The 22262-nt window shown below is 70.0% G+C and carries 16 protein-coding genes; 5 read left to right on the top strand and 11 right to left on the bottom strand.

The window, feature by feature from the left end:
• The 3 genes from VJ976_RS04210 to pgl form a co-directional block, all read left to right on the top strand.
• The coding region (locus tag VJ976_RS04210; protein ID WP_324098863.1) for a transaldolase family protein at nucleotides 1-407 on the top strand (407 nt) is incomplete at its 5' end.
• 64 nt (nucleotides 408-471) lie between these two features.
• Nucleotides 472-2016 (top strand): glucose-6-phosphate dehydrogenase, encoded by a 1545-nt coding sequence (zwf, locus tag VJ976_RS04215; protein ID WP_324098864.1) that lies wholly within the window; start codon nucleotides 472-474, stop codon nucleotides 2014-2016.
• Nucleotides 2001-3884 (top strand): 6-phosphogluconolactonase, encoded by a 1884-nt coding sequence (pgl, locus tag VJ976_RS04220; RefSeq protein ID WP_324098865.1) that lies wholly within the window; start codon nucleotides 2001-2003, stop codon nucleotides 3882-3884. The genes zwf and pgl overlap by 16 nt, the downstream gene beginning before the upstream one ends.
• 39 nt (nucleotides 3885-3923) lie before the next feature.
• Here pgl and VJ976_RS04225 read toward each other — a convergent pair whose 3' ends face one another.
• The 11 genes from VJ976_RS04225 to uvrA form a co-directional block, all read right to left on the bottom strand.
• On the bottom strand, nucleotides 3924-4283 hold the full coding sequence (locus VJ976_RS04225) for an RNA polymerase-binding protein RbpA (RefSeq protein ID WP_324098866.1): 360 nt from the start codon (nucleotides 4281-4283) through the stop codon (nucleotides 3924-3926).
• A gap of 27 nt (nucleotides 4284-4310) precedes the next feature.
• On the bottom strand, nucleotides 4311-4544 hold the full coding sequence (secG, locus tag VJ976_RS04230) for a preprotein translocase subunit SecG (protein ID WP_324098867.1): 234 nt from the start codon (nucleotides 4542-4544) through the stop codon (nucleotides 4311-4313).
• A 95-nt stretch (nucleotides 4545-4639) separates the two neighbouring features.
• Complete coding sequence (gene tpiA, locus VJ976_RS04235; protein WP_324098868.1) at nucleotides 4640-5434, bottom strand: triose-phosphate isomerase; 795 nt, start codon at nucleotides 5432-5434, stop codon at nucleotides 4640-4642.
• Complete coding sequence (locus VJ976_RS04240; protein ID WP_324098869.1) at nucleotides 5434-6633, bottom strand: phosphoglycerate kinase; 1200 nt, start codon at nucleotides 6631-6633, stop codon at nucleotides 5434-5436. The genes tpiA and VJ976_RS04240 overlap by 1 nt, the downstream gene beginning before the upstream one ends.
• Before the next feature lie 4 nt (nucleotides 6634-6637).
• Nucleotides 6638-7642, bottom strand: coding sequence for a type I glyceraldehyde-3-phosphate dehydrogenase (gap, locus tag VJ976_RS04245; protein ID WP_324098870.1), 1005 nt, complete (start codon nucleotides 7640-7642; stop codon nucleotides 6638-6640).
• A 113-nt stretch (nucleotides 7643-7755) separates the two neighbouring features.
• Complete coding sequence (gene whiA / locus VJ976_RS04250) at nucleotides 7756-8736, bottom strand: DNA-binding protein WhiA (protein ID WP_324098871.1); 981 nt, start codon at nucleotides 8734-8736, stop codon at nucleotides 7756-7758.
• Nucleotides 8737-8741: 5 nt separating this feature from the next.
• On the bottom strand, nucleotides 8742-9746 hold the full coding sequence (locus VJ976_RS04255) for a uridine diphosphate-N-acetylglucosamine-binding protein YvcK (protein ID WP_324098872.1): 1005 nt from the start codon (nucleotides 9744-9746) through the stop codon (nucleotides 8742-8744).
• Entirely contained in the window at nucleotides 9743-10633 is an 891-nt protein-coding gene (gene rapZ, locus VJ976_RS04260) for an RNase adapter RapZ (protein WP_324098873.1), read from the bottom strand. Before rapZ ends, VJ976_RS04255 begins: the two co-directional genes overlap by 4 nt.
• Nucleotides 10634-10643: 10 nt before the next feature.
• Nucleotides 10644-12569: an excinuclease ABC subunit UvrC gene (gene uvrC / locus VJ976_RS04265; protein ID WP_324098874.1), complete on the bottom strand. Its 1926-nt coding sequence runs from the start codon at nucleotides 12567-12569 to the stop codon at nucleotides 10644-10646.
• 17 nt (nucleotides 12570-12586) lie between these two features.
• Nucleotides 12587-13096 carry a Rieske (2Fe-2S) protein gene (locus VJ976_RS04270; protein ID WP_324098875.1) on the bottom strand — a complete coding sequence of 170 codons (510 nt, stop codon included), beginning with the start codon at nucleotides 13094-13096 and terminating at the stop codon, nucleotides 12587-12589.
• 73 nt (nucleotides 13097-13169) lie between these two features.
• Nucleotides 13170-16136, bottom strand: a complete 2967-nt coding sequence (gene uvrA, locus VJ976_RS04275) for an excinuclease ABC subunit UvrA (protein WP_414693561.1) — start codon at nucleotides 16134-16136, stop codon at nucleotides 13170-13172.
• A gap of 74 nt (nucleotides 16137-16210) precedes the next feature.
• Here uvrA and gltB point away from each other — a divergent pair, with 74 nt between their 5' ends.
• Together gltB and VJ976_RS04285 are read left to right on the top strand one after the other, a co-directional pair.
• Nucleotides 16211-20800 (top strand): glutamate synthase large subunit, encoded by a 4590-nt coding sequence (gene gltB, locus VJ976_RS04280; RefSeq protein WP_324098877.1) that lies wholly within the window; start codon nucleotides 16211-16213, stop codon nucleotides 20798-20800.
• Nucleotides 20793-22259: a glutamate synthase subunit beta gene (locus VJ976_RS04285; protein WP_324098878.1), complete on the top strand. Its 1467-nt coding sequence runs from the start codon at nucleotides 20793-20795 to the stop codon at nucleotides 22257-22259. Before gltB ends, VJ976_RS04285 begins: the two co-directional genes overlap by 8 nt.
• The last annotated feature ends 3 nt before the right edge of the window (nucleotides 22260-22262 follow it).

The raw sequence follows: 22262 nt of genomic DNA on the forward strand, positions 1-22262 counted from the left end.
CCTACCAGGCCTTCGAGGAGGTCTTCTCCACGCCGCGCTGGCAGAACCTGGCCGATGACGGCGCCAGTGTCCAGCGGCCACTGTGGGCCTCCACCGGCGTCAAGAACGAGGACTACAAGGACACCATGTACGTCGTGGACCTCGTGGCCCCGCAGACCGTCAACACCATGCCCGGGGGCACCCTGGATGCGGTTGAGGACCACGCCGAGGTGCGCGGCGACACGGTGACCAGCAACTACGACGATGCGCAGCAGGTGCTGGACTCGCTCGAGCGGGTGGGCGTCTCCTACGCGGACGTGGTCCAGGTGCTCGAGGACGAAGGCGTCGAGAAGTTCGAGAAGTCCTGGAACGAGCTTCTGGAGACGGTGCAGGGGCAGCTCGACAAGCACAGCAGCGACAAGGGATGAGCAGTGCGGCCCTCGAGGTGCTCGAAGCGGCCGCCATCACGGTAGCGCCGGCGGCCGGGCCCGTATGAGCCCGGCCGCCGTGCAACCGCGGCCCAACCCGCTCCGCGATCCGCAGGACAAACGGCTCCCCCGGATCGCCGGGCCGTGCAGCATGGTCATGTTCGGAGTGACCGGCGACCTGGCGCGCAAGAAGCTCATGCCGGCCATCTACGACCTGGCCAACCGCGGGCTGTTGCCGCCGGGGTTCTCCCTGGTGGGGTTCGCCCGGCGCGACTGGGAGGACGAGGACTTCGCCGCGGTGGTCCACGACTCCGTGAAGACGCACGCACGCACGCCCTTCCGTGAGGAGGTCTGGCGCGGGCTGGCTCAAGGTTTCAGGTTCGTCCCGGGAGCCTTCGACGATCCCGACGCCTTCCGGTTGTTGGCGCAGACCGTCCGGGCGCTGGACGACCAGAGAGGTACGGGCGGCAACCACGCCTTCTACCTGTCGATCCCCCCGACCTGGTTCGCCCCGGTCTGCCAGCAGCTGCGTGAGTCCGGGCTGAGCAGCCCCCGGCCCCAGACCTGGCGGCGCGTGGTGATCGAGAAGCCCTTCGGTCACGACCTGGCCAGCGCCCAGGAGCTGAACGACATCGTGGAGTCGGTCTTCCCGCCGGACTCGGTCTTCCGGATCGACCACTACCTCGGCAAGGAGACGGTGCAGAACCTGTTGGCTCTGCGCTTTGCGAACCAGATGTTCGAGCCGGTCTGGAACAGCAACTACGTCGACCACGTGCAGATCACCATGGCGGAGGACATCGGCATCGGGGGTCGTGCCGGATACTACGACGACGTCGGGGCGGCCAAGGACGTCATCCAGAACCACCTGCTGCAGCTCCTGGCGCTGACGGCGATGGAGGAGCCGGTCGGGTTCACCGCCGACGCCGTGCGCGCCGAGAAGGAGAAGGTGCTCACCTCGGTGCAGCTGCCGCAGGACCTGTCCGCAGGGACCTGCCGGGGCCGCTACACGTCGGGCTGGCAGGGCAGTGAGCAGGTCCGTGGCTACCTGGAGGAGGACGGCATCGGAGCCGACTCCAGCACCGAGACCTATGCGGCGGTACAGCTGGGTGTCCACACGCGACGGTGGGCCGGCGTTCCGTTCTACCTGCGCACGGGCAAGCGCCTCGGCAAGCGGGTGACCGAGATCGCCGTCGTGTTCAAGCAGGCGCCCCATCTGCCGTTCGCCAGCACCGCCACCGAAGACCTCGGGCGCAACGCCGTGGTCATCCGCGTGCAGCCCGACGAGGGGGTCACCGTGCGGTTCGGGTCGAAGGTACCGGGTTCGCAGATGGAGGTGCGCGACGTGACGATGGACTTCGGCTACGGTGCCTCGTTCACCGAGTCGAGTCCGGAGGCCTACGAGCGCCTCATCCTGGACGTGCTGCTCGGGGACCCACCTCTCTTTCCTCGTCACGAGGAGGTGGACCTGTCCTGGCGGATCCTGGACCCGATCGTGGAGCACTGGCGGCGCAGTAGCGTGCCGCCCAGCCCCTACCCGGCAGGGTCCTGGGGGCCGGCCGAGGCGGACGAGATGATGCGCGCCGATGGTCGTGAGTGGAGGCTGCCGTGATCGTCGACCTGCCCAGCACCACCACGTCTGCGATCGGCAAGCGGCTGATCGAGCTGCGCAACGAGGTCGGCGCCATGGCCATGGGCCGGGTGCTGACCCTGCTGGTGGTGGCCGACGAGACCGGCGCGGACGAAGCCATCTCCACGGCGAACCAGGCCACACGGCAGCACCCGGCGCGGATCGTGGTGGTAGTGCGCGGCAACGGGCGGGGCCGGCAACGCTTGGATGCGCAGATCCGCGTCGGGGGCGACGCCGGCGCCAGTGAGATCGTCGTGCTGCGCCTCTACGGCCCCCTGGCCGACCACGGTGACGCCGTGGTCACCCCGTTGCTGCTGCCTGACTCCCCCATCGTCGCCTGGTGGCCCTGCGACCCGCCCGCCGATGTCGCCGGCTCGCCACTGGGGCGCCTCGCCCACCGACGCATCACCGACGCTGCGTGGGGCACCAAGCCCTCCAGACAGCTCAAGCGACGTGGTCGTCACTACGTCAGTGGCGACACGGACCTCAGCTGGACCCGCGTCACCCGCTGGCGCGCCCTGCTGGCGGCCACCCTGGACTACCCGCCCTACGAAGAGGTCACCGGCGCCACGGTCACTGGGGAGGCCGAGAGCGCCAGCGCCGACCTGTTGGCCGGATGGCTGGCCGACGCGTTGGACGTGCCGGTGCTCCGCACGCGGAGCCAGACGGGCACGGGAGTGGTGAGTGTGCGCCTGAACCGGCCGAGCGGGCCCATCGACCTGACACGAATGGAGGGCCAGGTCGCGGTGCTGGACCAGGCCGGGCAACCCACTCGAGAGGTGGCCCTGCTGGAGCCGGGCCTGGCCGAGTCCCTCGCCGCAGAGCTGCGTCGCCTCGATGCCGACGAGATCTACGCCTCGGCGCTGTGCCGGGGAATGTCTCGGCTCAGCAAGCGCTCTTTGACGCAGACCGAGGCCATCCGAGGCGGTCATGCCCCGCCACCACCGACCTCGGTGTCCGAGGGCAACCCCTCGGTCACCAGCGCTGCGTTACGCCGCCGTCGCCCCGAGATGGGCTCGCCGGACCCGCAGCGCCTTCAGGAGTCGGTCAACACAGCACTGAGATCCGCAGAGGTGAGTCGCATGGAGGTCTACTCCGACAAGAGCGCCCTAGCCGCCGCCGCCGCGGCCGCGGTGGCCGAGCAGATGGAGGCGGCAGTCAGCCAACGTGGTGTCGCGCACCTCAGCCTGACCGGCGGGTCCAGCGGAGTCGCGGTCGTGGAGGCTCTCGCGCGTGACCACGGCGATGCTTCCTGGTGGCCGTCGGTCCATGTGTGGTGGGGCGACGAGCGGTACGTCCCCCGTGGGCACCCCGACCGCAACGACGAGCAGGCTGACGCGGTGGGGCTGCGCACGCTGCCCGTTCCCGAGGCGTCGGTGCACCGGTTGCTCGGCGCCCGAGAGGGCGAGGAGGACCCGGACCTCGCCGGTCTGGCGCAGGCGACCCTGGACTACGCGGCCCAGCTGGCCGCACTGGCCCCGGCCACGACCGAGGCGACAGACGTCGCCTCACCGGTCTTCGACGTGATGCTGCTCGGCCTGGGGCCCGACACGCACGTGGCCTCGTTGTTCCCTGGTCGCGACGAGGTTCTGATCGACGACCCGGCCGTCCCCACCGTCGCCGTCACGCAGTCGCCCAAGCCACCACCGCTGCGGGTGTCGCTGACGGTGCCCGTGTTGCGCCGCTCCCGCACCGTCCACTTCGTGGTCGCGGGTGCGGACAAGGCGGACGCGGTACGCCGGGCCCAGGGGGCCGAAGCCAACGATCCCGACGTCCCCGCGTCGTTCGTACGCGGTCAGCTCGACACGGTGTGGTGGATGGACCGAGAGGCGGCCGGCGAGGAAGGCTGAGCGGCCCCGGGCCCGGGCACGCTCACGGCGGGCGCCGCCTCAGGACGAGCCCGAGCCCACTCCGCGCGCACGCATCGCCGAAAGCGCCTCGTCGAGGAGCTGGGCACCGTCGGCGTCGGAGCGACGTTCCTTGACGTAGGCGAGATGGGTCTTGAACGGCTCGACCCGCACGGCCTCCGGCGGGTTCTCCCGGTCCCTGCCCGCGGGCATCCCACAGCGGGGGCACTGCCACATCTCGGGCAGCTCGATGTCGCCGTCGGCCATGAAGGTCGGCGTCGACTCGTGGCCGTGGGCACACCAGTAGGACACCGTGACCGACGGGGCTCGCTGGCCTCGCTCGGCCTCCCCCATCGGCCCACTGCCGACTCGACTGCCTCTGATGGCGTGTGTTCCTACCACGGGATACTCCTGCTCAGGGTGAAGGGGTCAGACCAAGATGCCGATGCCGACGACCGAGGTGATCCAGACGACGGCCGTGGCCACGGTGATGCGGTTCAGGTTGCGCTCGGCCACAGACGAGCCGCCCAGGCTGCTCGACATCCCGCCACCGAACATGTCGGACAGGCCGCCACCGCGACCCTTGTGCATGAGGATGAGGAGCATCAGGACCAGCCCACTGAGCACCAGCAGGACATCCAGAAAGATCCGCGCCCACTCCACGCTCCCTGCCACCTCTCTTCCGAAACATCACCTCGCCGGCCCGCCCACGGCCAGGCCGCAGCACAGCCTAACGCAGCCAGCGACGAGATCGGTCGTCAGCCGGCGGCGTGATGCTGCTGGTAGCGGCAGATGGAGGCGAAGTCGTCCACGCTGGTGGAGGCCCCCCCGACCAGGGCGCCGTCGATGTCCTCCTGGGCCATGATGGCACCGACGTTGTTCGGCTTGACCGACCCGCCGTACAGCACCCGGACGCCGTCGGCGGCGTGCTCCCCGACCATCTCGGCGATCTCCAGACGGATGGCCGCGCAGACCTCCTGGGCGTCCTCCGGCGTGGCCACCTCACCGGTACCGATAGCCCATACCGGCTCGTAGGCGACCACGATGTCGTTGACCTGCTCGTCACCGACCCCGTCCAGCGCGGCGCGGACCTGCTCCACCACGAACTTCACCGCAGAGCCGGCCTCGCGCACCTCCAGGCCCTCACCGACGCAGACGATCGGGCACAGGCCGTGACGCAGCGCCGCGGCCACCTTCTGCGCTACCAGCGCGTCGTCCTCACGGTGGTACTCGCGGCGCTCACTGTGCCCGACGACGACGTAGGTGCATCCGAGCTTGGCCAAGAACGCGCCGGAGACCTCGCCGGTGTACGCACCCTCGTCGTGAGCAGACAGGTCCTGGGCGCCGTACTTGAGCTTCAGCTGGTCACCCTGCACCAGGGTCTGCACCGAACGCAGGTCGGTGAAGGGCGGCAGCACCGCGACCTCGACCGCGCCGTAGTCGTGGCGCCCGTCGCTCAGGCTCCAGTCGAGCTTCTGTACGTGGTGCGTGGCTTGCAGGTGGTCGAGGTTGAGCTTCCAGTTGCCGGCCATCAGCGGGGTTCGGGTGGTCATCAGTCCTCCAGTACGTCGAGTCCGGGCAGGGTCTTGCCTTCCAAGAACTCCAGGCTGGCTCCCCCGCCGGTGGAGATGTGGGCAAAGTCGGTGTCGGCGTAGCCGAGCTGTCGGACCGCCGCGGCGCTGTCGCCTCCACCGACGACCGTGAGCGCCCCCTCGGCCGTCCGCTCGCGCAGCACTCGGGCGATGACGTCGGTGCCGTGGGCGAAGGGCGCCATCTCGAAGGCGCCCATCGGTCCGTTCCAGAAGACGGTCTGCGCGTCGCCGAGCGACGCGGCGAAGGCGTGGCTGGACTCGGGGCCGATGTCCACCCCGATACGGTCGCTGGGGATGTCCTGGGCTGAGACCACGTCGTGGTCGGCGTCGGCGGCGAACCGCGTCGCGGCGACGATGTCGGTGGGCAGGATGATCTCGACGCCGGACCGCTGGGCCTTCTCCAGGTAGCCGCGCACCGTCTCCACCTGGTCCTGCTCGAGCAGGCTCCGGCCCACCTCGTAGCCCTGGGCCTTGAGGAACGTGAAGACCATCCCGCCGCCGATCAGCAGCCGGTCCGCGAGGGCGATGAGGTTGTCGATCACGCCGAGCTTGTCACTCACCTTGGCGCCACCGAGGACCACGGCGTAGGGCCGGGCCGGGTCTTCCGTGAGCTGACGCATCACGGCGACCTCGGCCGCGACCAGTCCGCCGGCCGCGTGCGGCAGCAGCGCCGCGACGTCGTACACACTGGCCTGCTTGCGGTGCACCACCCCGAACCCGTCACTGACGAACGCATCGGCCAGGCTCGCGAGGTGCTGGGCGAAGTCGGCTCGCTGCTGCTCGTCCTTGGCCGTCTCACCGGCATTGAAGCGCAGGTTCTCCAGCACCAGCACCTCGCCGTCGCCGAGCGCATCCACCGCCTGCGCCGCCTGCGGTCCTACCGTCTCCGGGCAGAAGCCGACCGGCCGTTCCAGCAGCTCGCCCAGCCGATGGGCCACCGGACGCAGGGAGTACCTCGCGTCCGGCGCACCCTGGGGCCGTCCCAGGTGGGCACACACGACGACCCTTGCCCCGGCCCCCAGCAGCCGCTCGATGGTGGGCACTGAGGCGCGTACCCGGCCGTCGTCGGTGATGCGCTCACCGTCGAGAGGGACGTTGAGGTCGCTGCGCACCAGCACCCGCTGGCCCCGCAGATCGGGCAGGGAGTCCAGGGTGCGCATCGGCTCAGAGACTCTTGCCGACGAGCGTGGACAGGTCGACCAGGCGAGAGGAGTAGCCCCACTCGTTGTCGTACCAGCCGACGACCTTCACCTGGTTGCCGATGACCTTGGTCAGGCCGGAGTCGAAGATGCAGGACGCCGGGTCGGTCTCGATGTCCTTGGAGACCAGAGGGTCCTGGGAGTACTTGAGAATCCCCCGCAGGCTTCCTTCGGCCGCCGCCTTCACGATCCCGTTGACCTCCTCGACCGTCGTCTCGCGGGTCGCCTCGAACGTGAGGTCCGTGGCCGAACCGGTCGGCGTCGGCACGCGAAGAGCGTAGCCGTCGAGCTTGCCCTTGAGCTCGGGGAGCACCAGGGCCACCGCCTTGGCGGCTCCGGTGGTCGTGGGCACGATGTTCAGCGCCGCCGCCCGGGCCCGTCGCAGGTCCTTGTGCGGGCCGTCCTGCAGGTTCTGGTCGGCCGTGTACGCGTGGATGGTGGTCATCAGTCCCCGGACGATGCCGAGCTCGTCGTGCAGTGCCTTGGCCATGGGGGCCAGGCAGTTCGTCGTGCACGAGGCGTTGGAGATGATGTGGTGCTGCTCGGGGTCGTACTGCTCGTCGTTCACCCCCATCACCACGGTGATGTCCTCGTTCTTGGCCGGGGCGGAGATGATGACCTTCTTGGCGCCGGCGTCGATGTGGGCCTGAGCCCGAGTGGCGTCGGTGAAGATGCCCGTGGACTCCAGCACCACGTCGGCGCCGAGGTCGCCCCAGGGCAGGGCGGTCGGGTCCTTCTCCGCGAAGGCGCTGAAGGAGTGTCCGTCCACGCTGATGTCGGTGTCGGTGGAGGTGACGTCACCGTCGAGACGACCCAGGATCGAGTCGAAGCGGAGCAGGTGCGCCAGCGACGCGTTGTCGGTCAAGTCGTTGACGCCGACGATCTCGACGTCCGCCCCGCTCGCATGCACGGCTCGGAAGAAGTTGCGGCCGATACGGCCGAATCCGTTGATGCCTACGCGTACGGTCATCGCGTTCACCTTTCGTTTGTGGTCTGTCTGCGCGCTGGTCCGTGGAGGGTCCACGTGGTCACTGGCGCTGTGCCTGTCAACCTAGGGGATCCAGGGCGACGGCGCTGGTGCCGTTAGTCCTCGTACATGTCCGCGCTGACATGCGCGTCGGTCCCGTCGATGCCCTCTTCCTCGGCCCGCTTGTCGGCCATCGCCAACAAGCGCCTGATCCGCCCGGCGACTGCGTCCTTGGTCATCGGCGGGTCGGCCAGCGCACCCAACTCTTCCAGACTGGCCTGCTTATGCACCAACCGGAGTCGACCCGCGACCGCGAGATGCTCGGGGACGTCGTCGCCGAGGATGTCCAGCGCTCGCTGCACGCGGGCGCCCGCCGCCACGGCGGCGCGGGCGGAGCGACGCAGGTTGGCGTCGTCGAAGTTGGCCAACCGGTTCGCGGTGGCCCTGACCTCGCGGCGCATTCGCCGCTCCTCCCAGGTGAGCACGGCCTCGTGGGCACCCAGCCGCGTCAGCATGGCGCCGATGGCGTCACCGTCGCGCAGCACGACCCGGTCCACCCCCCTGACCTCGCGAGCCTTGGAGGCGATGCCCAGGCGCCGGGCGGCCCCCACCAAGGCGAGCGCGGCCTCCGGGCCGGGACAGGTGACCTCCAGGGCCGAGGAGCGACCGGGTTCGGTGATGGAGCCGTGCGCCAGGAACGCACCACGCCAGGCTGCCTCCGCGTCACAGATTGAGGCCCCCACCACCCGTGGCGGCAGCCCGCGCACCGGGCGTCCGCGGTGGTCGATCAGCCCGGTCTGACGGGCCAGCGCCTCACCGTCGGCGGCGACCCGGAGCACGTAGCGGGTGGTCTTGCGCAGACCGCCGGCGCTCATCACCACGATCTCGCTGCGGACGCCGTAGAGCTCGTGGATGGCGCTGCGCAGCCGACGCGCGGCCGCTGTGGTGTCCAGCTCCGCCTCGATGACGATCCGCCCACCGATGATGTGCAGGCCGCCGGCGAACCGCAGCATGGTGGCGACCTCGGACTTGCGGCAGCAGGTCTTGGTCACGGGCAACCGGCTCAGCTCGTCCTTCACCTTGGCCGTCATCGCCATGGCGCTCATCCTCTCCCGGGCCATGAGGGTCCCCCATCGCGTGTGGTCAAAGCCGGCGGCACCGGGCCGGCGTGGGTGGTCGGGACGGACATCACGTCCCGGAAGGCCGCGGCCAGGCGGAGCGTGTCGTGCTGGCCCTGCGCCGACCGCTTGCCCACCGCGGAGACCACGAGCTCGGCGCCCATCCTGCTGCACGTCTCGCGCAGCGCATCTTCTTCGCCCCCCGTCACGGTCGGGTCGGCAATGACGTAGTCGAACGTGAGGTCGGGGGCATGTGCGCGCAGGACGTCGATGTGCTCGGTGGTGACCATGTTCCGTGTCTCGGTGTCGTGGGTGCCCACATTGAGAGTGAGGATCCGGTGGGCCGGTGTCTGTTCCAGGGCCTTGCGCAGACCGGGGACGAGCAGGTGGGGCATCACCGAGGTGAACCAGGAGCCGGGCCCGAGGATGACCCAGTCGGCGAGAGTGATGGCCTCCACGGCCTCCGCGCACGCGGGCGGCGAGGGCGGCGCCAGCGTCATCTCCAGCAACCGTCCCCGCGATGAGGCCACTGCGGACTGGCCCCGAACCCGCTCGGCGCGTCCCTCGCCTTGGATGACGGCCTCGATGGCCAGTGGCACCGTGGACATGGGCAGCACCCGACCGCGGATGTTGAGCAGCCTGCCCGCGATCTCCAGGGCGCGTACCGGGTCGTCGCTCAGCTCCCACAGGCTCATCAGCAGCAGGTTGCCGAGGGCGTGCCCAGACAGCTCGCCGTCCCCGCCGAGCCGGTGCTGCAGGACCGATGCCCACTGGTGGCCCCAGCTGGTGTCCTCACACAGCGAGGCGAGCGCCATGCGCAGGTCGCCCGGGGGCAGGATGTCGAACTCCTCGCGCAGCCGGCCGCTCGAACCCCCGTCGTCGGCGACGGTCACCACGGCCGTGATGTTCTCGGAGAGGTGACGCAGGGCGCGCAACGAGGCGGACAGGCCGTGCCCGCCCCCCAGGGCCACCGTGCGTGGGCCGGTCATTCGCGCCCCAGGTCGCGCTGGACCGCCGTGATGGCCACGTCGGCAATCTCGCCCAGCCGGGAGACCAGGGCCTCCACGGTGGCCACGGACCGGTGTTTGCCTCCGGTACAGCCCACCGCCACGGTGACGTGTCGCCTGCCTTCCCGCAGATAGCCGCGGATCGCCGTGCGCAACATCGACTCGGCGTACTGCAGAAACTCATCCGCTCCCGGCTGAGCCAGGACGAAGTCACGGACGGGCTCGTCGCGCCCGTCGTACTCGCGCAGCGCAGGCTCCCAGTACGGGTTGGGCAGGAAGCGCATGTCGAGCACGACGTCAGCGTCCAGCGGGATGCCGTACTTGAAGCCGAAGGACATGATCACGACGCGCAGCCGCGCCTGGTCGTCGTCGCCGACGAGCAGCTCGTCCACGGCGGCACTGAGCTCGTGCACGTTGTACCCGGTGGTGTCGAGCACGAGCTCGGCTGCAGTGCGGATCTCGTCCAGCATGCGTCGCTCGGTGCGGATCCCGTCGAGCAGCGGCCCCGACTGCTGCAGGGGGTGCGGTCTGCGCACGGCGTCGAAACGGCGGATGAGGACCTCGTCGGTCGCGTCGAAGAAGACGATGACCGGCGTCCAGCCCCGTTCCCTCAATGCGGTCAGGGCGGCGGAGAAGTCGGCGATGAAGTCCCGGCTGCGGACGTCGACCACGGCGGCCACCCGGGGATGGGCCTCGTCGGCGACGGCGTCGACCAGTGACGTCAGCATGCGGGCGGGCAGGTTGTCGACGACATACCAGCCGCGGTCCTCGAGCACGTCGGCTGCGGTGGTGCGGCCCGCCCCGCTCATTCCGGTCAGCAGGATGACCTCGCCGCGGCTGCCCGGCTCGCCGCGTGAGTCAACGACCATGTGCTTCCCTTCAGTCCGCGACTTCTCCGGTGCTCACATTAATCGTGGGTCGGGGCTGCGTCTCCTCGCGCAGCGCCTTCGCGATGGTCTGGGCCAGACCCGGTCCGATCCCCGAGACCTGCTGCAGTTCCTCGACCGTAGCGGCTCGGACCCGTTTCACCGACCCGAACCTCGCGAGCAGCTGTTGCCGGCGGGCTGGACCCAGCCCGGCGATGTCGTCCAGGGCGCTGTGGGTCATTGCCTTGGAGCGGCGCTGCCGGTGGAAGGCTACGGCGAAGCGGTGCGCCTCGTCCCGGACGCGCTGCAGCAGGTACAGGCCTTCGCTGGCGCGCGGGAGGATGACCGGGAACTCCTGGCCGGGTACCCACACCTCTTCCAGACGCTTGGCCAGCCCGATCACGACCACGTCGCTGACGCCGAGGTCGAGCAGGGCCGACTGGGCGGCGTTGACCTGCGGCAGGCCGCCGTCCACGACGACGAGGTTGGGGGGATAGGCGAACTTCGCCGGTTTGTCGTCCTCGTCAGGGTGGCCGGCGCTGCGTTCCTCGGATGCCCTGAGGTGACGGAAGCGGCGGGTGAGCACCTCGTGCATCGCTGCCGTGTCGTCCGAGGTCCCCTGGCGCACGATGAAGCGCCGGTACTCCGACTTGCGGGCCAGGCCGTCCTCGAAGACGACCATGGAGCCGACCACGTTCGTGCCCTGGACGTGGGAGACGTCGAACGACTCGATGCGCAGCGGCGCGTCCTCCAGCTCCAGCTCCTCCTGCAGGCTCTGCAGGGCCTGCCCGCGCACCGTCAGGTCCCCCGAACGGGCCACCTTGTGCCGGGCGAGGGCCTGCTGTGCGTTCCGCGCCACCGTGTCCATCAGGGCGCGCTTGTCCCCCCGCTGCGGTACCCGGACCCGGACCCCTGAGCCCCGTAGCTCGCTGAGCCACAGCGCGAGGTCGTCGACGCCGCTGGGGAGCAACGGGACCAGCACCTCGCGGGGGACGCCTTCGGCGCCCTCGGACCCGTACACCTGCTGCAGCAGGTGCTCGACGATCTCCTCCGAGCCTTCGGCGCCCTTCTCACTGACCCAGCCACGCTGTCCGCGGACCCGGCCGCCGCGCACGTGGAAGACCTGGACGGCCACCTCCAGCTCGTCCTCGGCCAGCGCGAAGACGTCAGCGTCGGTCGCGTCGGGCAGCACGACCGCTGAGCGCTCCAGGGCGCGCCGCAGGGCCCCGATGTCGTCGCGCAGGCGAGCCGCGGTCTCGAAGTCGAGCTCCTCGCTGGCCTCGCGCATGCGGGTCTCGAGCCGTTTCACGAACCGGGTCGTGTTGCCCGCCATGAAGTCGCAGAAGTCCTCGGCGATCCGTCGGTGTTCGGCGTCGTCTACCTTGCCGACGCAGGGGGCGGAGCACTTGTCGATGTAGCCCAGCAGGCAGGGCCGACCCACCTGACCGGCGCGGACGAAGACCCCCTTGCTGCACGTGCGCAGCGGAAACACGCGGAGCAGCTGGTCCAGCGTCTCGCGGATGGCCCAGGCGTGCGTGTACGGCCCGAAGTACCGCGTACCCGCCCGCTTGCTTCCCCGCATCACCTGGGCGCGCGGGTAGTCCTCCCCCATGGTGACCGCGAGGTAAGGGTAGGACTTGTCGTCGCGGTACTTGACGTTGAAGCGCGGGTCGAACTCCTTGATCCAGGAGTACTCCAGCTGCAGCGCCTCGACCTCGTTGCGGACCACCGTCCACTCCACGCTCGCTCCCGTCGAGAGCATGGAGCGCGTCCTGGGGTGCAGGGCGGAGGGGTCTTGGAAGTAGGAGCTCAGCCGCGGTCGCAACGACTTGGCCTTGCCCACGTAGATCACCCGGCCGTGGACGTCGCGGAAGCGGTAGACCCCTGGCTCCACGGGGATCTCCCCGGGCCGGGGCCGGTACGTCGACGGGTCAGCCACGGGCGGCCACCCTGGCCTCAGCCGACAACCAGGTCATCCCCCTCGACGCTCACGCTCTTGGTCTGCAGCCCGGTGGTAGCCGGGCCGCCCAGCACCTCTCCGGTCGCCGGGTCGAACCGGCTGCCGTGACACGGGCACTTCAGCTCGCCGTCGACGAACTCCGAGACCGAGCATCCCTGGTGTGGGCACGTCGCGTCGAAGGCCACGAACTCGCCCTCGCCCGGTTGGCTGTAGATCGTGTTGGTCGCCTCGTCGTACGTCACGCCGTCGACCGGGACGTCGTCGGTGCTCATCGACGACCCGTCGTCCTGCTGGGACTCGGAGCCCTGGGTCGACTCTTGCGACGAATCCTCACCGGAGGATCCCTGTGCCTGCGATGAGCCTTCCTCGGAGGCGTTGTCGGAGGAGTCGTCGCTTCCGCAGGCAGCCAGGACGCCGACTCCCCCGCCCAGAGAGACCAGCGACCCCGCTCGAAGCACGACCCGACGGGCGAGCGGGTGGGACAGGTGCGAGGCCGAGGTGTTCATGCGCGTCTCCTGGGTGAGCGGTGCGGTGGGCCAGTGCGGGCTGGCCGCTTCGGTAGGAGGTCTTCGTTGCCGATCAGGCGGAGGATGCCACCTCCTGGCGACCGAACAGCGCCGAGAGGAACTGCCCGGTGTAGCTCCCCTCGCTGCGAGAAACCTGTTCCGGGGTGCCTGTGGCCACCACCCGTCCGCCGCCGACGCCGCCACCGGGGCCCATGTCGATCAGCCAGTCGGCCGACTTGATCACGTCGAGGTTGTGCTCGATGACGATGACCGTATTGCCCTTGTCCACCAGCCCCTGCAGAACCGCGAGCAGCTTGCGGATGTCCTCGAAATGCAGGCCCGTGGTGGGCTCGTCGAGCACGTACACCGTGCGCCCGGTGGAACGCTTCTGCAGCTCCGAGGCCAGCTTGACCCGCTGCGCCTCACCGCCGGAGAGGGTAGGTGCCGACTGTCCCAGCCGGACGTAGCCCAACCCCACGTCCACGAGCGTCTTCAGGTGCCGCGAGATCGCGGGTACGGCGGCGAAGAACTCGGCCGCCTCCTCGATCGGCATGTCGAGCACGTCCGCGATGGTGCGGCCCTTGAAGTGCACCTCCAGGGTCTCCCGGTTGTACCGAGCGCCGTGGCAGACCTCGCACGGGACGTAGACATCGGGAAGGAAGTTCATCTCGATCTTCAAGGTTCCGTCGCCGCTGCACGCCTCACATCTGCCCCCCTTGACGTTGAAGGAGAAGCGACCTGGCAGGTAGCCACGGATCTTGGCTTCGGTGGTCTCGGCGAACAGGCGCCGCACGTGGTCGAAGACGCCGGTGTAGGTGGCCGGGTTGCTGCGGGGAGTGCGCCCGATCGGGCCCTGGTCGACGTGGACCACCTTGTCCAGCTGCTCCAGGCCCTCGACCCTCCGGTGCCGGCCCGGCACCTGGCGGGCGCCGTTGAGGTGGTTGGCCAGGACTTTGTAGAGGATCTCGTTGACCAGGGTCGACTTGCCGGACCCGGAGACGCCGGTGATGCCGATGAGGTTGCCCAGCGGGAAGCCCACCGTGACGCCCTGAAGGTTGTGCTCGCGCGCGCCGACGACGTTGATGCAGCGCCCGTCCTGCGCCCGCCGCTCGGTGGGAGTGGCGATGCTGCGACGCCCGGAGAGGTACTCCCCCGTGATGGACGTCGGATGCTCCAGCAGCCCGCGCACCTCGCCGGAGTGCACCACCTGACCCCCGTGCTCGCCGGCCCCCGGGCCGATGTCCACCACCCAGTCCGCCGCGGCGATGGTGTCCTCGTCGTGCTCCACCACGATCAACGTGTTCCCGAGGTCTCGCAGCCGCGTCAGGGTCTCGATGAGTCGGTGGTTGTCGCGCTGGTGCAACCCGATGGAGGGCTCGTCGAGCACGTAGAGGACCCCCACCAGACCCGAGCCGATCTGGGTGGCCAGCCGGATGCGTTGCGCCTCGCCCCCGGACAGTGTCCCGGCCGGCCGGTCCAGCGACAGGTAGTTCAGCCCCACATCCAGCAGGAAGCCCATGCGCGCGGAGATCTCCTTGATCACCCGCTCGGCGATCTGCACCTCGCGATCGGTGAACTCCACGCCGTCCAGGAAAGCCGCGCACTCATCCAGTGGCAGCTGACAGACCTGGGCGATGCTGCGACCCCCGACCAGCACGGCCAGCGACTCGGGGCGGAGCCGAGCCCCCTGGCAGACCGGGCACGGCACCTCGCGCATGTAGCCCTCGTAGCGCTCACGGCTGCTGTCGGAGTCGGTCTCGGCGTGCTTGCGCTTGATGTAGGGAATGACGCCCTCGAAGCCGGTGGAGTAGGACCGCTCCCGGCCGAACCGGTTCCGGTAGCGCACGTGGACCTTGTGCTTGTACCCGTGGAGGATCGCGTCGCGGGCGCGACCCGGCAGCGAGCGCCACGGGGCCTCCAGGGAGAACTTCATGTCTTCGCCGAGCCCGCCCAGCACGCGCAGGTAGTAGTCGTTGATCCCCTGGGCCGAAGACCAGGGCGTGATGGCGCCGCCGAGGATGCTGGCGTCCTCGTCGCGGATCACCAGGTCCGGGTCGACCTCGAGCTCCACTCCGATCCCGGTGCAGGACGGGCACGCCCCGAAGGGGGAGTTGAAGGAGAACGAGCGCGGCTCCACCTCGTCGATGGCCAGGGGGTGGTCGTTCGGGCACGCCATCTTCTCCGAGAAGCGGCGCTCGGCGGGCAGGCCCTGCCCCGCGTCCGCGCTGCCGGAGGAGACGTCCACGAAGTCGACCACGACGATGCCCGAGGCCAGCCCGAGCGCCGTCTCGACCGAGTCGGTGAGCCGGCGCTTGGCGCCGGAGTCGCCCCCTCGGGCCACCAGACGGTCGATCACCACCTCGATCGAGTGCTTGCGCTGCTTCTCCAGCGTCGGAGGCTCGGCCAGCGACACTGTCTCGCCGTCCACCCGGGCCCGGGCGAAGCCCTTGGACTGCAGCTCGGCGAAGAGGTCGACGAACTCACCCTTGCGTGCTCGCACCACCGGCGCGAGCACCTGGAAACGGGTGCCGGAAGGGAGCTCGAGCAGGCGGTCGACGATCTGCTGCGGGGTCTGGCGTCCCACCGGCTCCATGCAGACCGGGCAGTGTGGATGACCCACCCGCGCGAACAGCAGGCGCAGGTAGTCGTACACCTCGGTGATGGTCCCCACGGTCGAGCGCGGGTTGCGGTTGGTGGACTTCTGGTCGATCGACACCGCCGGGGACAGTCCCTCGATGAAGTCGACGTCCGGCTTGTCCATCTGGCCCAGGAACTGTCGGGCGTAGGCCGACAGGGACTCGACGTAGCGCCGCTGGCCCTCGGCGAAGATGGTGTCGAACGCGAGGGAGGACTTGCCGCTCCCGGACAGCCCGGTGAACACGACCAGCGCGTCCCGGGGTATGTCGACGGAGATGTCTCGCAGGTTGTGCTCCCGTGCCCCGCGGACGATGAGCCGGTCGTGCGGAGAACGGACGATCGGAGTAGTCGCAGGCACGGTTCCATCGTAAGTGCCCGCTCCGACAACCCCGCCCGGTATCATGGGTCGACACGTCTCGGGTCAGCGCCGTCCCGATCGTCCTGACGCCCCTCGTCCGTCGACTTCGAACGGTGACCATGAACGACTCACCCCTCGCTGCACCCACCCCACTTGCCGGGGCGAGCTCGCCGCGCCATCGTGCCCAGGGCCTCTACGACGGGGCCCACGAGCACGACGCCTGCGGCGTGGCCTTCGTGGCGACGTTGCGCGGCACCCCGGGTCACGACATCGTCGAGCACGCCCTGACGGCCCTGCACAACCTGGACCACCGCGGAGCGGTCGGTGCCGAGCCCGACAGCGGCGACGGGGCGGGCATCCTGACCCAGCTCCCGGACGCGTTCTTCCGCGACGTGCTGGACACCGAGCTGCCGCCTCTGGGGCGCTACGCGGCGGGCATCATGTTCCTGCCCTCGCCGGACCCCGACGCGGCCCAGGCCGAGGTGGAGGACCTGCTGCGGGCCCAGGGGCTGTCCGTCCTGGCCTGGCGTGAGGTCCCGGTGCACGCCGACGGGCTGGGCTCGCTGGCCCGGTCGGTGCGCCCCGTCATGCGCCAGGTGTTCGTCACCGGAGCCGACGCCTCGGAGGAGGGGCTGGCGCTGGAGCGGCGTGCCTGGATGGCCCGCAAGGTGATCGAGCGCCGTACCGGCACCTACCCGGCGTCCCTGTCGACACGGACCATCACCTACAAGGGGATGCTGACCACCGACCAGCTCCCGCAGTACTTCCCGGACCTGCGCGACGAGCGCTTCGCCTCCGCCCTGGCGCTCGTGCACTCCCGCTTCTCCACCAACACGTTCCCCTCCTGGCCGCTCGCCCACCCTTACCGGCTCGTCGCGCACAACGGGGAGATCAACACGGTGCGGGGCAACCGCAACTGGATGCACGCCCGGGAGTCCATCCTGGCCGGCGACGCCTTTCCCGGGGACCTGGCCGACGCGATGCCGATCTGCACGCCGGACGCCAGCGACTCGGCGACGTTCGACGAGGTGTTGGAGCTGGTCCACCTCGGGGGTCGCTCCCTGCCGCACGCGGTCCTGATGATGGTGCCCGAACCGTGGGAGAACAACGAGGACATGGAGCCCGACCTCCGGGCCTTCTACCAGTTCCACTCCATGCTGATGGAGGCGTGGGACGGCCCGATGAACCTGGTGTTCACCGACGGCACGCAGGTCGGGGGTGTGCTGGACCGCAACGGTCTGCGTCCCTCCCGGTACTGGGTCAGCGACGACGGTCTGGTCGTGCTCTCCAGCGAGTCCGGGGTGCTGGACATCCCGGAGGAGAAGGTGGTCCGCAAGGGTCGGGTGGAGCCGGGCCGGATGTTCCTGGTCGACACCGAGGCCGGCGAGATCGTCGACGACACCGCGCTCAAGGCAGAGCTGGCCCAGGCGGCCCCCTACCAGCAGTGGCTGGCCGAGAAGACGGTCCGGATGTCGGACCTGCCCACCCGCGCTCACGTGCGGCACACCCATGCCTCGGTGACCCGGCGCCAGCAGATCTTCGGGTACACCGAGGAGGAGCTACGGGTGCTCCTCGCGCCCATGGCCCAGCAGGGCACCGAGCCGCTGGGCGCCATGGGCTCCGACACCCCCATCGCCGCCCTGTCCGACCGGCCCCGGCTGCTGTTCGACTACTTCACCGGAGCCTTCGCGCAGGTCACCAACCCGCCCCTGGACGCGATCCGGGAGGAGATCGTGACCTCCCTGGTGACCTCCACGGGCCCGCAGCGCAACATGCTCGACGAGTCGGCTGCGCACGCCCGCCAGGTCGTCCTCGACTTCCCGGTGATCGACAACGACCAGCTGGCCCAGCTGCGGCACATGAACCTGGAGGGCCTGCATCCCGACTTCGCGCCGTTCGTCGTGCGCGGCCTGTACCCCGCCGAAGGTGGGGCCCGAGCACTGGAGCAACGGCTGGAGGAGATCTGCGACCAGGTCTCCGAGGCCGTGGAGCGCGGGGCCTTCTTCGTCGTGCTCTCCGACCGCCACGCCGACCGGGACAAGGCCCCCATCCCCTCGCTGCTGCTGACCAGCGCCGTCCATCACCACCTGGTCCGCGAGCGGACCCGGACCCGGGTGGGTCTGGTGGTCGAGGCCGGTGACGTCCGGGAGGTGCACCACGTCGCGCTGCTGACCGCCTACGGGGCGGCGGCGGTGAACCCCTACCTCGCCATGGAGACGGTCGAGGACCTGTGCCGCTCCGGCCAGCAGCTCGACGGTCTGGACCCCGAGAAGGCGATCGCGAACCTCATCAAGGCCCTCGGCAAGGGCGTGCTGAAGGTGATGTCCAAGATGGGCATCTCCACCGTGGCCTCCTACCGCGGAGCGCAGACCTTCGAGGCGGTCGGCCTGTCGCGAGAGGTGGTCCAGCGGTGGTTCACCGGCACCACCAGCCAGATCGACGGCGTGGGACTGGACGTCATCGCTGCGGAGGTCAAGGCGCGGCACGACGTGGCCTACCCGGTCAGCGGCATCCCGCCCTACCACCGCGACCTCGAGGTGGGCGGGGAGTACCAGTGGCGCCGCGAGGGGCCCCCGCACCTCTTCAACCCCGAGACGGTGTTCCGGCTCCAGCACGCCACCCGGGCCAAGCGCTACGACATCTTCGGGCAGTACACCCAGCTGGTCGACGACCAGGCCGAGCAGCTGATGACTCTGCGCGGGCTGTTCAAGACGCGCGGGGACCGCCCAGCGGTGCCGCTGGAGGAGGTGGAGCCGGTCAGTGACATCGTGAAACGGTTCTCCACCGGGGCCATGAGCTACGGGTCGATCTCCCAGGAGGCCCACGAGACGCTGGCCATCGCGATGAACCAGCTCGGCGGCCGCTCGAACACCGGGGAGGGAGGCGAGGACGTCGAACGCCTCCTCGACCCGACGCGGCGCTCCGCGATCAAGCAGGTGGCCTCCGGCCGGTTCGGGGTGACGAGCGCGTACCTGGTCAACGCCGACGACATCCAGATCAAGGTGGCCCAGGGCGCCAAGCCCGGCGAGGGTGGGCAGCTTCCCCCGCACAAGGTGTATCCGTGGATCGCGCAGACCCGTCACTCCACCCCCGGCGTCGGGCTGATCTCCCCTCCCCCGCACCACGACATCTACTCGATCGAGGATCTCGCGCAGCTCATCCACGACCTCAAGAACGCCAACCCCGAGGCGCGTATCCACGTCAAGCTGGTCAGCCAGATCGGCGTGGGCACGGTGGCCGCGGGCGTCTCGAAGGCGCACGCGGACGTGGTGCTCATCTCCGGTCACGACGGCGGCACCGGCGCCAGCCCGCTCACCTCCCTCAAGCACGCCGGTACCCCGTGGGAGCTCGGCTTGTCCGAGACCCAGCAGACCCTGCTCGTCAACGGCCTGCGCGACCGGATCACGGTGCAGGTGGACGGCCAGCTCAAGACCGGGCGGGACGTGCTCATCGCGGCCTTGCTGGGCGCCGAGGAGTACGGCTTCGCGAGTGCGCCTCTGGTCGTCTCCGGATGCGTCATGATGCGGGTCTGTCACCTGGACACCTGCCCCGTCGGCGTCGCCACGCAGAACCCGGAGCTACGCCAGCGCTACGAGGGCCAGGCCGAGTATGTCGTCACCTTCTTCGAGTTCGTCGCGGAGCAGGTGCGTGAGCTGATGGCCGGGCTGGGCTACCGCAGCCTGGACGAGATCATCGGCCGCGTCGACCTACTGGACACCGCCGATGCGGTGGCCCACTGGAAGGCCTCCGGCCTCGACCTCGGGCCGATCCTGCACCGGCCCGACGTTCCCCACGACGCGCCCTTGCGCCGCACCACGGCGCAGGACCACCACCTGGACGAGGCGCTGGACCACCAGCTCATCGAAGCCGCTCGGCCGGCGCTGGTCGACGGCAGCCCGGTGCGTGCCGAGTTCGACGTCCGCAACGTGAACCGCACCGTGGGGACCATGCTCGGCCACGAGGTGACGAAGGCCGCCGGGCCCGAGGGCCTGCCCGACGGGACCGTCGAGATCACCCTGCACGGCTCGGCCGGGCAGTCGTTCGCTGCTTTCCTTCCGCGCGGCGTCACGATGCGCCTGGTGGGGGACGCGAACGACTACGTCGGCAAGGGGCTGTCCGGCGGGCGCGTTGTCGTGCACCCTCCGCCCGCTGCCCCGTTCGCCGCCGAGGAGCAGGTCATCGCGGGCAACGTCATCGCCTACGGTGCCACCTCGGGGCAGATCAACCTGCGCGGCGTCGTCGGGGAACGGTTCTGCGTGCGCAACTCGGGGGCCACCGCAGTGGTCGAGGGTGTGGGTGACCACGCACTGGAGTACATGACGGGCGGGCTGGCGCTCATCCTCGGGCGCACCGGGCGCAACGTCGCCGCCGGCATGTCGGGCGGAACGGCCTACATCCTCGACCTGGACCCGGGCAGGATCAACCCGCTGGTCCGCGACAGCGGCGACCTCGTCCTGGCCACGGTCGAACCCGGGAGTGAGGACGCCCACCGGGTCGAGAACCTGCTGGCTGAGCACGTCGAGCTCACTGGCTCCACCGTGGCCACGCAGGTCCTCGACTCGGGCCCCGACTGGCCGGCCCGGTTCACCCTGCTCACCCCCCGTCAGTTCGCCAGCGTGCTGCGGATCCGCGCCGACGCGGAAGCGGCGGGCGAGGACCCCGACGGCGCGCAGGCCTGGCAGCTCATCTTGGAGGAGTCCCATGGCTGACCCCAAAGGCTTTCTGAAGTACCGCGACCGCGAGCCGCAGCCCTCCCGCCCCGTGCCGGTGCGCATCATGGACTGGAAGGAGGTCCATACCGCCCAGGACGACGCGACGCTGCGCCGCCAGGCCAGCCGCTGCATGGACTGCGGCATTCCGTTCTGCCACCAGGGCTGCCCCTTGGGCAACCTCATCCCGGAGTGGAACGACCTGGCCCGGCGAGGCAACTTCCGGGAGGCGATCGAGCGACTTCACGCCACGAACAACTTCCCGGAGTTCACCGGCCGGTTGTGTCCGGCTCCGTGCGAGACGGCGTGCGTGCTGAGCATCACCCAGCCGGCGGTGACCATCAAGCAGGTCGAGGTCTCCATCATCGACCGTGCCTTCGAGAACGGGCTCGTGACCCCGCACGAGCCGGAGTGGCTCAGCGGCAAGACGGTGGCCGTCGTGGGCTCGGGCCCGGCCGGGCTCGCGGCCGCCCAGCAGCTCAGCCGGGCCGGGCACACGGTCCTGGTCTACGAGCGGGACGACGCCGTCGGAGGCCTGCTGCGCTACGGGATCCCCGAGTTCAAGATGGAGAAGTCCGTGCTCGACCGGCGCCTGGTTCAGCTCCGTGGGGAGGGCATCCGGTTCCGGACCAACGTGACGATCGGGGGTGGCGGACCGGACGACTTCTCGCTGAGCGAGCTGCAGAGCCGGTTCGACGCCGTCGTGCTCGCCACTGGGACCACCGTGCCTCGGCCGCTGTCGATCGACGGTGCCGAGCTGGATGGTGTGCACCCGGCCATGGACTTCCTGGTGCCTGCGAACCGCGAGGCGCTGGGCGCCGAGCGGGGGATCTCCGCCGAAGGCAAGCACGTGGTGATCGTCGGCGGGGGCGACACCGGCGCTGACTGCTACGGCACCGCCATCCGGCAGGGCGCCGCCTCGGTGACGCAGCTGGACATCCGGCCGCAGCCCACGTCGGAACGGCCGGGGGCGCATCCTTGGCCGATGTACCCGTTGGTGCACCGGGTCGGCGACTCGCACGAGGAAGGTGGCGAACGCGTCTTCGGGGTCAACACGGTGGAAGCGGTAGGCGGCGACGACGGGTCGGTGACCCATCTGCAGATCGTCAACGGAGAGCGGGTGGACGGGGTCTTCGACGCCGAGAGCGGGACCGAGCGCCACATTGCCGCCGACCTGGTCCTGGTCGCGCTCGGCTTCAGCGGGCCGGACGATGTCGCTGGGGGCCCCGGCGGGCTCTCCCGCACGGCACGCGGCGCTTTCGTGCGCGACGACGAGTATGCCGTCCCGGGGCAGGAGGGTCTGTTCGTCGCGGGTGACGCGGGACGGGGGCAGTCGCTCATCGTCTGGGCCATCGCCGAGGGCCGGGCCTGCGCCTCCTCGGTGGACGCCTACCTCACCGGCTCGCACTCCACCCTGCCCTTTCCGGTGCGCGCCACCGCCGCCCCGCTGACGGTCTAGGCT

The sequence above is a fragment of the Ornithinimicrobium sp. genome (genome assembly GCF_035267225.1).
In the GTDB taxonomy this organism is placed as follows: domain Bacteria; phylum Actinomycetota; class Actinomycetes; order Actinomycetales; family Dermatophilaceae; genus Ornithinicoccus.

Excerpts from the sequence above, each read along its gene's own strand:
- zwf (WP_324098864.1), top strand. The coding sequence starts at position 472 with ATGAGCCCGGCCGCCGTGCAACCGCGGCCCAACCCGCTCCGCGATCCG.
- tpiA (WP_324098868.1), bottom strand. The coding sequence starts at position 5,434 with ATGACCACCCGAACCCCGCTGATGGCCGGCAACTGGAAGCTCAACCTC.
- VJ976_RS04240 (WP_324098869.1), bottom strand. The coding sequence starts at position 6,633 with ATGCGCACCCTGGACTCCCTGCCCGATCTGCGGGGCCAGCGGGTGCTG.
- gap (WP_324098870.1), bottom strand. The coding sequence starts at position 7,642 with ATGACCGTACGCGTAGGCATCAACGGATTCGGCCGTATCGGCCGCAAC.
- whiA (WP_324098871.1), bottom strand. The coding sequence starts at position 8,736 with ATGGCGATGACGGCCAAGGTGAAGGACGAGCTGAGCCGGTTGCCCGTG.
- VJ976_RS04255 (WP_324098872.1), bottom strand. The coding sequence starts at position 9,746 with ATGACCGGCCCACGCACGGTGGCCCTGGGGGGCGGGCACGGCCTGTCC.
- rapZ (WP_324098873.1), bottom strand. The coding sequence starts at position 10,633 with ATGGTCGTTGACTCACGCGGCGAGCCGGGCAGCCGCGGCGAGGTCATC.
- VJ976_RS04270 (WP_324098875.1), bottom strand. The coding sequence starts at position 13,096 with ATGAACACCTCGGCCTCGCACCTGTCCCACCCGCTCGCCCGTCGGGTC.
- uvrA (WP_414693561.1), bottom strand. The coding sequence starts at position 16,136 with ATGATACCGGGCGGGGTTGTCGGAGCGGGCACTTACGATGGAACCGTG.
- gltB (WP_324098877.1), top strand. The coding sequence starts at position 16,211 with ATGAACGACTCACCCCTCGCTGCACCCACCCCACTTGCCGGGGCGAGC.
- VJ976_RS04285 (WP_324098878.1), top strand. The coding sequence starts at position 20,793 with ATGGCTGACCCCAAAGGCTTTCTGAAGTACCGCGACCGCGAGCCGCAG.